Origin of the sequence: Rossellomorea yichunensis (assembly GCF_032337515.1) — a bacterium.
Lineage (GTDB): Bacteria > Bacillota > Bacilli > Bacillales > Bacillaceae_B > Rossellomorea > Rossellomorea yichunensis.
The window spans coordinates 522,902-535,208 of sequence record NZ_JAVYAD010000004.1 but is presented as its reverse complement, the minus strand read 5'-3'; the positions used below and the strand labels follow the sequence as shown (position 1 = coordinate 535,208).

Annotated in this window: 11 protein-coding genes; 6 read left to right on the top strand and 5 right to left on the bottom strand. The window is 41.8% G+C overall.

Features of this window, described 5'->3' with window-relative positions:
• Positions 1-35: 35 nt before the first annotated feature.
• On the bottom strand, positions 36-341 hold the full coding sequence (locus RSX31_RS13645) for an AbrB/MazE/SpoVT family DNA-binding domain-containing protein (protein ID WP_315634906.1): 306 nt from the start codon (positions 339-341) through the stop codon (positions 36-38).
• A 182-nt stretch (positions 342-523) separates the two neighbouring features.
• On the opposite strand from RSX31_RS13645, the gene RSX31_RS13640 reads away from it, so the two are divergent.
• Genes RSX31_RS13640 through RSX31_RS13630 form a run of 3 tightly spaced genes read left to right on the top strand, consistent with a single transcriptional unit; the run spans position 524 to position 4,240 of the window.
• Entirely contained in the window at positions 524-1,684 is a 1,161-nt protein-coding gene (locus tag RSX31_RS13640; RefSeq protein ID WP_315634905.1) for a cation:proton antiporter, read from the top strand.
• 60 nt (positions 1,685-1,744) lie between these two features.
• A complete protein-coding gene (locus tag RSX31_RS13635; RefSeq protein WP_315634904.1) occupies positions 1,745-3,091 on the top strand; it encodes an ATP-binding protein in 1,347 nt (448 codons plus the stop codon).
• A gap of 15 nt (positions 3,092-3,106) precedes the next feature.
• On the top strand, positions 3,107-4,240 hold the full coding sequence (locus RSX31_RS13630; protein WP_315634903.1) for a DEAD/DEAH box helicase: 1,134 nt from the start codon (positions 3,107-3,109) through the stop codon (positions 4,238-4,240).
• Between the two features lie 95 nt (positions 4,241-4,335).
• On the opposite strand, the gene RSX31_RS13625 is transcribed toward RSX31_RS13630, so the two are convergent.
• Positions 4,336-5,946 carry an amidohydrolase gene (locus RSX31_RS13625; protein WP_315634902.1) on the bottom strand — a complete coding sequence of 537 codons (1,611 nt, stop codon included), beginning with the start codon at positions 5,944-5,946 and terminating at the stop codon, positions 4,336-4,338.
• A gap of 628 nt (positions 5,947-6,574) precedes the next feature.
• On the opposite strand from RSX31_RS13625, the gene RSX31_RS13620 reads away from it, so the two are divergent.
• The gene (locus tag RSX31_RS13620; protein WP_315634901.1) at positions 6,575-7,120 is read left to right on the top strand and encodes a GNAT family N-acetyltransferase; all 546 of its coding nucleotides are present in this window, start codon (positions 6,575-6,577) and stop codon (positions 7,118-7,120) included.
• Positions 7,121-8,026: 906 nt separating this feature from the next.
• On the opposite strand, the gene RSX31_RS13615 is transcribed toward RSX31_RS13620, so the two are convergent.
• The gene (locus RSX31_RS13615; RefSeq protein ID WP_148967314.1) at positions 8,027-8,260 is read right to left on the bottom strand and encodes a hypothetical protein; all 234 of its coding nucleotides are present in this window, start codon (positions 8,258-8,260) and stop codon (positions 8,027-8,029) included.
• A 258-nt stretch (positions 8,261-8,518) separates the two neighbouring features.
• Here RSX31_RS13615 and RSX31_RS13610 point away from each other — a divergent pair, with 258 nt between their 5' ends.
• Positions 8,519-10,771 (top strand): UvrD-helicase domain-containing protein, encoded by a 2,253-nt coding sequence (locus RSX31_RS13610; RefSeq protein WP_315634900.1) that lies wholly within the window; start codon positions 8,519-8,521, stop codon positions 10,769-10,771.
• 221 nt (positions 10,772-10,992) lie between these two features.
• Here the strand turns inward: RSX31_RS13610 and RSX31_RS13605 are convergent, their stop codons facing one another.
• The gene (locus RSX31_RS13605) at positions 10,993-11,133 is read right to left on the bottom strand and encodes a hypothetical protein (protein WP_187443189.1); all 141 of its coding nucleotides are present in this window, start codon (positions 11,131-11,133) and stop codon (positions 10,993-10,995) included.
• A 264-nt stretch (positions 11,134-11,397) separates the two neighbouring features.
• Between RSX31_RS13605 and RSX31_RS13600 the strand changes: the two genes are divergently transcribed.
• On the top strand, positions 11,398-11,490 hold the full coding sequence (locus tag RSX31_RS13600) for a putative holin-like toxin (protein ID WP_220154057.1): 93 nt from the start codon (positions 11,398-11,400) through the stop codon (positions 11,488-11,490).
• A 173-nt stretch (positions 11,491-11,663) separates the two neighbouring features.
• Here RSX31_RS13600 and kynB read toward each other — a convergent pair whose 3' ends face one another.
• Positions 11,664-12,287, bottom strand: coding sequence for an arylformamidase (gene kynB, locus RSX31_RS13595; RefSeq protein WP_315634899.1), 624 nt, complete (start codon positions 12,285-12,287; stop codon positions 11,664-11,666).
• Between the last annotated feature and the right edge of the window lie 20 nt (positions 12,288-12,307).

Below are 12,307 nucleotides of genomic sequence, written 5' to 3'. Positions count from 1 at the left end.
GGACCTTGTTTGGTGGGGAAAATCCAGGTTTATGGTTATTTTTCTCTTAAAATCATAAAACAATTTTCTGTTTCATTTACGATCAGGTAGTAGGGTGATTGATGGGTCATGCCCATTTCTTCCCGGAGTTCTTTTGGGATATGGACGGTTCCTTTTTCTGAGACGTAGCGCTTGTTATGAGTAGAGTCCTTGACCGCTCGCTTAATATATATACAGTTGTTTTGGTAGATGAGTTCTGCAAGTCTTCCTGGGATTAGTCCAAACTGTTCTCGCCATTTGTGGGGGAGGGTAATCGTACCACTTTTACTGAATGTTTTGCTACCATACATCGTGCTTAACATGTAGCATCACCTGCTTTCACAATCATTGCTTCTCTTTTTTCCTCTTACATGAAAAATAAACGCAATTTTGAAAAAATAGGAAGAAGGTAGGGTGTGTTTAAAGAAAGGATGTTCAGTGGAATAAAAAAGGTATGAACCCTAGTATGGAGGTGTGAATCATCGATCCAATCCAAATTCTGTTTTTGCTTATAATTGGCTATAGTGTTTTTACCATTGATAAAAAGAAAAGGAATGTACCTGTTCCTGTAGTTTTACTTCTGTTTGGAATAGGGTTGTCGTACGTACCTGCTTTTTCTGACGTCAACTTAACGAAAGATATTATCTTTGAATGGTTTCTGCCATCCTTATTATTTATTTCTGCCTATCAATTTTCAACAAAAGCCTTAAAAAAGCATGTTGGAATCATTTCTATCCTTAGTACAGTGGGAATTATCATTACGACCCTTCTGATGAGCCTGCTTTTTTATTACGGTTTGCATCCATGGCTTTCCATTTCATTTATAGAGGCGCTATTAATCGCAACGATTCTGACGCCTACGGATCCTGTTTCTGTTGTATCTATCTTAAAGGAATCTTCCAGTCATCAGGACATAGCAGATGTTGTAGAAGGGGAGTCAATGATCAATGATGGCACAAGCATCGTGCTCTTTACGGTTGTCGCAGGAGTCTACTTTGGCGAAGAGTCCATTTCAGTGCCTTCATTTCTTATGGAATTTCTATTGGTTTCCTTAGGAGGGATTGCCATTGGTGTGTCGCTCGGTTGGCTGGCGAGTAAAGCCATCCACTTCACAACTGATTCCAGATACCAGATCATGCTTAGCATCATTCTTGCTTATGGAAGCTTTTATATAGGGGAAGAGCTTGGTGTCTCAGGCGTACTGGCTACTGTATTCTCAGGGATCATGCTTTCGTATGAATACGGAAGAACTATTAAGGAACATCATTTTAGAAGGGATCTGGATGGTTTCTGGACCGTCATGGAACCGACCATTCTAACCTTTTTATTCCTATTAATAGGGATCCAGGCCACACAGTATTTGTCTTTCTCATTAATCGGGTGGATCTTCTTCCTATTTATTCTCTCCTTGGTGGTTCGCTATGTTATTATTATTGGTGTTGTCAAAGTGAGAAAAACTTGGAGAAAAAAGTACGGATGGAAGGAAGTATTCATATTAACTTGGTCCGGTATTAAAGGAACCATGTCTGTTGCCTTATTATTAAGTATAGATGGACAAGGTCCTCAGCTGCTCCACTCCTTGACATTTGGAGTCATACTGTTTTCTCTCATCATACAAAGCATTGGAATTTACCCTTTGACGACTTTCTTCTTGAAAGGAAAATAAGTCTTCAAAGAATTTATGATAAATTGGTAAGAACTGAGAAACCATAGGAGAAAGACTATTTTGAATTTAGGTGAACCCTCAACGATGAAACAAGCAAAAGACATTGCCTTGAAAATTTCCGTCACCTACGTATTATTAGGCATCCTGTGGATTATTTTATCCGACTATTTTTCCATGATCATCGCTCATGAAAAGCTCAGCATGTATATTTATTTTCAGCGCTATAAAGGCTGGCTATTTACACTTGTAACAGGTATGATCATTTTTTTATTGGTGTATCGGAGAACCAGTGAATTAATAATCTCGAATGAAAAGTTGAAGAAAAAAGAGAGGCAGCTTCAAATAAGGAATCAGCATTACCATTCTCTTTTCGAACAAAATACGGATGCAGTCTTAGAGCTTAGCCTGGATGGCAATGTGGTATCTGTGAACTCTGAAGCTGAAGGGTTGCTGGAATCAACTCATGAAGAGTTGAAAGAAGTGAAATTCAGTAAATTTTTGGATGAAGCTGAGATGAAAAGAGTAAGGGATTACTTTTACCAAACCTTTAAAGGCTGGGCGTCAACCTTTGAAACGACAATACATTTAGCCAATAACAACCGGAAAATACTGCGTTGTTCACTTGTACCGATTATTGTGAATCGAAAAGTGACGGGGATGTTTGCCATTGCAAGGGATATCACCCTTCTCCGGGAAAATGAAGAAATGGTGATAGCATCCGAAAAGCTTTCTGTCATTGGGCAGCTGGCTGCGGCTGTTGCACATGAAATCCGCAATCCCCTTACATCCCTTAAAGGGTTCATCCAGCTTATGCAAATCAGCAATCAAATCAACCATGATCATTTGGATATCATGCTCTCTGAAGTCGATCGGATAGACTTGATCTCAGGGGAGATGCTGATACTGGGTAAACAGCAGGAGTTCGACCTGCGTCGCGAAAAACTGGATGATATACTGAAACAAGTACTGGTACTGATGGAAGCACAGGCTCATCTTGATAATGTATCCATTCAATATAAAAATCTGGCGGAAAAGCCTTTGTACGTATTTGGTGAAGGAAATCAGCTCAAACAGGTGTTCATTAACATTATTAAAAATGCAGTTGAATCCATACCTGAAAACAAGGATGGAAATGTTTCAATTACATTGGTCACCAGAGGCGATGACGCCCATGTTATCGTTGCGGATAACGGAGTAGGCATGGAACCGGAGAGAATCGACCACCTTGGGGAACCATTCTATTCAACGAAAGAAAAAGGAACGGGTCTGGGACTGGCCGTCTGTCAAAAGATCATTGAACGACATAAAGGACATATACACTTTCAAAGTGAAAAAGAAAAAGGAACCGCAGTGGAAATCAGCTTGCCTATCGTGGATGAAGAGATTCCAGCTGCCTCTGCCGATTAAGAAAGGACAAATAGCATGAACTCAATTTCAACGATTATCAATACCCCATCAATTCAAAAAAACTGGGAAGAATCAGGATTCACTTCATTAACTCCTGTCCAGGAGCGTGTAGTACCTCTCATTATGGAAGGGAAAGATGTTGTTTGTGAATCGCCGACTGGAACAGGGAAGACGCTTGCGTATCTACTTCCAATCATCCAAGCCATTGATCCATCAAGAAAACAGGCTCAAGCTGTGATTCTTGCTCCATCAAGAGAGCTTGTCATGCAAATCCACCAGGAAATCCAGAAATGGGCGAAGGGAACAGACGTTACGAGTTCTGCCTTCATTGGAGGAGCAAACATTAAAAAGCAAGTCGAGAAGCTGAAGAAAAAGCCACATATTGTAGTGGGAACAACGGGTCGCCTGATCGAACTGATGAAAATGAAAAAACTGAAGATGCATGAAGTGAAAACCATCGTCGTCGATGAGTTCGATTTAATGATCTCATCAGAACATATCCGTGAAGTGAAGGATATCATCAAAGCCACCTTAAAAGAACGTCAGGTTCTATTCTTCTCGGCCACGTTATCAGACGAAACCGAGAACGTGGCGGAATCATTATTGCAAAACCATGAAATCGTCAAAATGGAAGCCAATCTCGATAACCTGAAAGTAGATCATGTGTATGTATACAGTGAGCTGAGAGACAAAATGGAAGCTCTAAGAAGCATTTCATATTTCAAAGGAATCAAAGCACTTGTGTTTTTCAATCAACTGGAGAAGCTCTCTGAAATAGAAGAAAAACTGAAATATAAGGGAGTCGAGCTGGAAGTATTGGCAGGGGAATCAAACAAGATGGAGCGTAAGCAATCACTGGACCGCTTCCGCTCAGGAAAAGTGTCCATGCTTCTGACAACAGACGTTGCAGCACGTGGCCTTGATATCACAGACGTCACACACGTTGTCCATTACGACTTCCCAAGCGATACAAAACAATATATTCACCGCTCAGGAAGAACCGGTCGCATGGGAGCGGAAGGAACCGTCATCTGTCTCGTATCCAAACGCGAGCTGAGCTTCCTCGAGAAACTGAGCAAAGAACTCAACCTCCCATTCCAAGAAAAAACCATTCGAGGCGGGGGACTTCAAGCACCGGAACAAAAATAAGATGAATAAATAGAGGTCCGTCCCCAGGTTTTAAGGGACGGACCTCTGTTTTTTTGACTGGAGGGGGTGATGTCTACCCCTCCAAAATTATAACCTTATCCATACACGACATTTCCATCCATCATTGTCATCCAAACACCAGTCTCCAGCATTTCCTCTGCTTCCACATCAAACAAATTCCGATTCAAGACGACTAAATCCGCTTTTTTTCCAACTTCGATCGTTCCTAGATCATGCTCTCTGAAGTTTCCGTAGGCAGGGGATTTCGTATAATGTATCAATGCATTTGCTAATGAAATTTTTTCATGATGATTCCAGCCGCCTTGAGGAGTCCCGTCCTCATGCTTTCTGGTAACCGCCCGGAAAAGACCGAGCATGGGATTCAGATCCACAATCGGAAAGTCCGTTCCGAAAGCGATACTGGCACTATGATTCTGCAAAGATCCAATCGGCCAGGTGAATCGAGCCCTTTCCGGACCAAGCCTGTCTAAGTAGGCATGTGTATCCATAGACCCTGATGTCAGGTGTTCAGGCTGAATGGATGCAATGACTCCTAATTTCTCAAACCGCTCGAAGTCACTTGGATCACAAACTTCAATATGCTCGATTGTATGGCGGGAATCCCGTGGTCCGTTTACACTCCGGGCATGCTCATACAAATCGAGGCCCAACCGGACCGCAGCGTCTCCACATGCGTGCAGGCGGATCCTGAAACCTTCCCGGTCTGCGTCTTCAATCCATTTTTGGTAAACGTGCGAATCATAAATCGTCCCGCCGGTTTCAGAAGGACGGTCAGAGTAAGGCTGAAGCAAAAAGCCCGTATAGGTAAGGGGGACACCATCCAGGAACTGCTTCAAGCCGGAAAATTGAAGTTTATCGGATTGATACTTTTCCCTGAATTGAATACCACGCTCAAGGTTTCCGTCCAAAACATCCAAAAAGTGAATTCTAGTCGTCAGTGTTCCTTTTTCCTCAAAGGTCCTATAAAAAGCTGGATCCCCCAAAGTATATCCGGGAAGAGGGAGCATATCAGAAACAGAGGTTATGCCGTAGGATGAAGTCTTTGCCAACATCCCGTTCATCAGCCTGGTTTTCACTTTTTCATCAAACTTAAAAGCTTCAATTACATACTGAACAGCCGTCTCATACAAAAAGCCGGTCGGCTCCCCATGCTCGTCTTTTTCAATCTTTCCAAAGGGAGGCTCGGGTGTATCACGGTGAATTCCTAATTTCTGAAGAGCAGCTGTATTCAGCCAAGCGCTATGAGCTTCTTCATTCAGAAGCACAACGGGGCGGTGGGGAATGTACTGATCCAGAGAGTGACGGGAGGGAAGAGCCTGACCAGGCCAGCGTACGTGATGCCAGCCGAATCCAAGGATCCATTCTTCATCTGGATGGTTCTTTGCATACTCAGCAACCATTTTTGCCGTCGCTTCTTCTGAATGGCCGAATGTCAGCTTACAGAATCCCTCGAACATTGCCCCTAAAAACAAATGAAGATGGAAGTCATGAAACCCTGCCGTCACCAGGCGGTTTCCGACATCCCATGTTTCTGTAGACGGTCCTATGAAGCTCACCATCTCTGAGCGGGGACCGACTCCAATAATACTGTCATCCCGAACAGCCACGAACCCATCAAAAGGGGATAAAGCTTTTCCCGTAAATATGGCTTTACTTACAATGACTTTATGAGCTTTATGATCCATCCTCGCCTCTCCAATCCTTTTCAGCTTATTATATGGCTCTTTTCGCTAAGTTTGTTGCTATCTAAAGGAAGAAAGTAGTAGTTGATTTCCGCTGCAGGATGCTCGCTTTCCGCGGGGCTGGCGGTGAGCCTCCTCGGCACGCCTCCGGGGTCTCACCTGTCCAGCTATTCCCGCAGGAGTCGAGCATCCTTCCGCTCCAATCAACTTTCTAAGCGTGTTTTTTCATAAGAATAACTTAGCAAACCACCTCTTTTTAGGTGAGTAGAAGTAATATCCTATTGAAGAATTCTATCTTCTAAGTAGGTTGTAATTAAGACCTTTTAGCTCTGTCACGAAAAAAACTTTTAAAGATGGTGAGGAGGCTCGGCCGAACGCTAGCTGCAAGCGGAGTAGTTCCCCTCACCATCCAGTCTATACTGATTGACAGAGCCCAAGCAGACCTTGTTTTAAAAAAACAATCTTTGCGTAAAGAGCCTATTAAATCGATTGTAACCAGAATAAGGAAAGAATACAAACCAACGCTTCTTATCACGAGTATAAGATTTTATGAGAAATTCAATTTTCAAGAAGGCATTAAAAAATACAATGTTGAATAGTAAAAGAGAACAAGAAGAAAAGGAGAATGATTATGCTGACAAGAACCTTTCCGGTGCTTGAAACAGAAAGATTCCGCTTAAGACAGATGGAAGAAGGGGATGCTCCCCAAGTATTTGACTATTTTTCAAAAGATGAAGTCACTCGATATTATGATTTAGAGTCGTTTCAAGAGGAAAAACAGGCCGTTGAGATCATCAACAGATGGAACGGGAGATTTCAGGGAAATGAAGGGATCAGATGGGGGATTGCTTTAAAAGAAACAGACGAAATCATTGGCAGCTGTGGTTTTCATCAGTGGGAAAAAGAGCACTTTAAAGCCGAGGTGGGATTTGAGGTTCATCCAACCTATTGGAGACAAGGGGTCATGTCCGAAGTGCTAAGACCTACCTTGAAGTACGGGTTTGAAGAAATGTCCCTTAATCGAATAGAAGCTTTTTATGATCCGGAGAACATGGCTTCAAAGAAATGCCTTGAAAAAGCAGGGTTTATCTTCGAAGGAGTATTGAGAAAAGCGGCATTTGAAAAGGGTATCTTTTGTGATGCTGCTGTTTGTTCCCTGTTAAAAGAAGAGTTTTAAGCAAAACTTAAGACGCTGCTTATGCCTATACCACATAAACAGCGCCTTAACTTAAGTAAACCTTATTCAATTAACTTTACTATCCTTTCTTACTAATACACATACTTAACATTCTTTTGAATTAATGGTATTGCATGTATTATTTAGTTTATTTTCTCTTGCCGCTGATTTTCCCACACGCCCACATGTTACGAAGATAGTTTTCACGGGCTATCTTCTTGCGTACCATGATGTTAGCATGCTTCGCTTAAACTCTTCATTGGAATCATCTCCTGAAATAAGATTGCGCATTCCCGCATATCCACACATCTTGAAATCAGTTTTCACGGGCCGATCTCAAAAGCGAGATGTGATGCTGACATGCTTTGCTAGCTTACTTCATTGGAATCACGCCTTCCTTTAAAGTTTGTGTTTGTAAATCTTTTATTAATTATATATTAACAAATTCTAAAATTAATGCAAATGTTCAGAATAATCAATATAATGCGATTTGGGCTGTTTTTAACGGTGAAATAGTCGGTTATCTTACTTTATCTCAATCTTACTTGTTTTTTGAAAATCATTTTTATTAGTCCTAAAAAATACATTCAACAAAACCTTGACCGTTCCTTTCCGCTGCAGGCGCTCGCTTTCCGCGGGGCGTGAGTTGAGCCTCCTCGGGCTTTGCCCTGTGGGGTCTCAACTTTCCCGCTTTTCCCGCAGGAGTCGAGCGCCTTCCGCTCCAATCCACTCTGTGCTTCTTCATTATTTGTCACTTATAAGAATAAGGAGTAGATAGACCAAACACCAAAAATCATTTAACAAAAGGATTGAAGGTAACTTCAAAAGCAGGCATTCTACATAGGAATAGCACGTAGTTCCTCTCTCATTAAAAATAAATTCATGAATTGGGCGAAAAAACTGTCATTAATCCAATCTTCTATTAAGATAGTACTTCTCCAAATCCAATTCCCGGTTCACAAGCAGTTCCATTTCTTCGAGGTGATGTGTTTCCACCACGGGGTCGAGGTGGGACCAGTGAACTTTATTTACGAAGTAATAGTTTCTGATTTTCCTGAGGATGACAAGGGAGTGGGGGAAGTGATCGAATTCTGCCTTTATACTGTTGAAGCGGGTAAAGCCCCATTTTGTTAGATTCATCATTTATCACCTAATGTTCTATTACCTTTTCTTTCAATATGTTAATCCCCGGGGAGCATATCCAATTTAAACAAACGTTTGATTAGTTCTTCAAAACATTTATTCTACTAGGGTTCAAGGGATTAAACAATCGTTTAACAGTATTTACATATCCAGTAGTCTATCCCTATCATCCTGAGATTGTCATTGCTATTTTTGAAGGGCTCTTGTTATGATGAGAAGGTTATGAATCGTAAAGAAAAGCTAGGAGAATGAGCTTTGAATAAAGTATTAACCAACTATTCTATTTATCCATATGAAGCGGAAAAGAAGGAAATTCCGGTAGCACCACTCCATAAGGGAGACACGACGAAACAGCTGATATCCTCCCATGAAGAGGATGCTTTTTTCTTTCGGACGATGGAGGAAGCAGGCATTCATTTGAATGCTTCTCAGATAGAGGCTGTTCGTCATGTGGAGGGACCATGCTTAACCCTGGCTGGTGCAGGGACTGGAAAGACGACGGTCCTCGTTTGCCGGGCAGGCTACTTGATGACTGTGAAAAATATTCAACCGAGGAATATTTTACTCGTGACCTTTACAAAGAAAGCGGCGGAAGAAATGAAGCAGCGGATTTCAAGTCTGCCGGGGACGGAAGCTGGCGGACAGGTTCATGCGAGTACGTTTCATGCCCTGTTCCTTTACTTATTGAGGTCCCGTCATTACACACAAGAAGTGGTCGGGAACGAGCGCTATAAACAAATTATCTTGAAGCAGATTCAGAGAGAAATGAAGATATATGATCCTTATGATGCAGAGACGCTCCTCGCAAAACTCTCTCATTATAAGTTGAACCAAAAAGATATCAGGGATCTTCCACAGAAATCAAAATCAGAAAAAGAAGTGCGTGACATTCTCTTAAAATATGAAGAGTGGAAGCGGATGAATCATAAAATGGATTTCGATGATATTTTGACAGAGGCATATCAATTATTACTTTCGAATCCTAACCTCTTGACCTCTCTTCAGCATCGTTTCCAGTACGTGATGGTCGATGAATTCCAGGATACGAATCTTGTACAATATGAGCTTATGAAGTTGATTGCGGCTCATCGAAACTTGTTCGTAGTAGGGGATGATGATCAAACGATCTACACCTTTAACGGCGCCAGAAACGAATTTATTTTGGATTTTGATGAAGAGTTCCCGGATGCAAAGGTTGTAACATTGAAAGAGAACTATCGATCTGATGCCTATATCATCGGGTTGGGTAATAAAGTGATCGGACAGAATGAACACCGTCGTGTTAAAGAGCTTATCGCCACTAAGGTGGAAGGACAAAAGCCGCTTTATTCAAGACCGGCTACTGCAGATGAAGAGGCCGTGTGGATCACAGAAGAAATTCATCGGTTAATGGGAGAAGGCTATACATATGGGGATATGACGATTCTTCACCGCACCATGAGCAGCGGGCGGGCAGTCTTTGAGCAACTGCTATTAAAAGAGATTCCGTTCACGCCTTACAATCAAAAGGATTCCCTCTTCTATGAAAACTGGACGGTGAAACCGGTGGTCGATTACTTGCGGTTATCGATTGTTCCAAGGAACTTTTCAGCCATGGAATCCCTGCTGCCGACTTTATTTATAAGAAGGGACCGGGGGATGGCTCATATTCTCGAGGAAGATCGTAAAGAGAGGAAGAAATATCCTCTCATCCATTTAACGACATTATCAGGATTGAAGCCGTTTCAGATAAAGAATATAAAAGAACGGATGAAATTTCTAAAATCGATCGGAGACCAGTCACCTGAAGCTGCGATCAAACGGATCAGGAAAGAGTTCTATCATCAATACATCGATGCCCAGGAATCACATGTGGTAACAGAACAGAAGGAACTTATTAAAGAAATGCTGGACGAGCTTGAAGGATCGGCGAAACGCTTTGATACGATTTCGAGTTTTATTACCTTCATTGATGAAATGAAAGCAAAGTATGAAGAAATCTATTCAAATCAAAGTCAAAAAAAGAATACAAACAGCGTTTCATTAATGACGATTCACCGTTCTAAAGGCCTGGAGTTCCCTGTCGTGTTTTTGATCGGTGCGATTGAAGGAAACCTTCCCCACAGCTCAGCGCTGAATGCCAATAAGCTTGAAGATAAGGTATACAAAGATCCGAATCAAAAAGAAAAGGCATTGAGTGCAGTAGAGGAAGAAAGACGGCTCGCGTATGTAGCCATCACGAGGGCAAAAGAAAAATTGTTTATTTCTTCTCCTGCCTATTATCAAGGTGAACAGCGGAAATGCTCCCGATTTATTGCGGATTTATTTACGAATACTCCCCACACGGATCAGCCGAAGACAACTAAAAAGGCGAGGAGTGGGAAGGTGAGTAAGATCTTGGCCTGGATTTGCACAAATACCAAGTGCATTGCCTGGCAGAGACCGGAAACCCATGAGGATACGGAATGCAAGGTTTGTCCCCTTTGCTCAAGTCCAATGAAGCTTGGCGAAAAGGAAATCACTGAATAAAAAGAGCCCGGGCGTCCTGGAAGACAGGACGTGCGGGCTTTTTGCTTCGATGAACGTAAAGATATCAACTGTTATACGGATTTATCGACCTTTATAGATAGATATCAACCTTTATTAGGATTTATCAACTGTTCTTTCAATTTATCAACCGTATTTTCAAGATATCGACCGTTCTACAAAAAATGACAAATTTCGCTAGCGGTCATTAAAGGACCAAATCATCATTGAGAAAAATGATCATGGTCATGAGAGTCGATCTTTTTCGAATCATTTGAATCCAAAGCTTGTCTTAAGAAATAAATTAGAATACCTAAAATCATTCCAAGCATCACGATTAAACCCAAAGTGATTGTGATTCCCATTGTGCCGCCTCCTTTTTAAACTTAGCTATGGTCCAATTTTCATCAATTTAAACATCTATATCGTTAGTCTATGAATAGGAGGAGGCAATATATGCGATGTAATATAATTTATAGGCAGAATCAATTCAGTAAAAAGGAACTATTTTCTAAATATGCTCATAATTATAGAACATACGTTCGTTTTTTATGTTAAAATAAATGTACGGTGTACATAGCTGGGTGGGCAAGAGGCAGCTCCCTTAAGATGGGAGGTGATGAGCAGGAATGATCGAAACGGCAGACGTACTACAATTGATGATTGCCTTTGGTACATTAACAGTAGCAATAATCGCAGTCACGCAACAAAAAAAGAAGTAACCCACCCACTATGACAACTGCAAGGGAAAGGTTACTTCTATCTTATTAAGGATAAATTGCTCACGGCAATGTATACTGTCAGAGTTCTGGTGGCAGCCAGGACTCTGTATTTAATCAATGAACTTTTCTATTATATTATACAAAATGAAGGGAAAACCTGTAAAGGAATCTTATCAAGTTCGATCTATTAAAATGGCTCGGACGGGAGATCCATCTCCTTCTTTAAGAGGGAGGGGCAGGGCCACCAGTTCATACCGTCCAGGCTCTACGTGGTCAAGGACAATCCCTTCCAATATTCCGATGTCATGTTGTCGTAATGAATGGTGAGCAGTAAGCTCCTTACTATCCAATGGATCCACTGAAGGAAGATCCACTCCAATCAAATCAATTCCTTTTTCCTTCAAAAAAGGTGCTAGCCCTTTCGCAATGTGAGGAATGCGTCCAGGAAACCGCTCGGGATTCTTCCATGCATTCGTCTTGAAAAGCACCTTCTTAACTCCTGAAAAGTCGACCTTATCCATTAGTTCACTATTTATTTCTGCAGCATTCTCCACCGATACAACGATGGCCGGCCCCATAAACCTCTCTAATGGCAGATCCAATATCCTCTTCCCATCTTGGTCGAAGTGGAAGGGGGCATCGACGTGTGTTCCAGTATGAGAACTCATGGTAAGCTGACCGACATTCACGGATCCCGATTCCTCCTTCGTCCAATTCAATGAGAAAGAAAAGGGAGTGTCCCCCGGCCAAACAGGAGTATCATTATGCAATGGGCGGGAAATATCAATGATCTTCAAACGATCTCATCCTTTCTAAA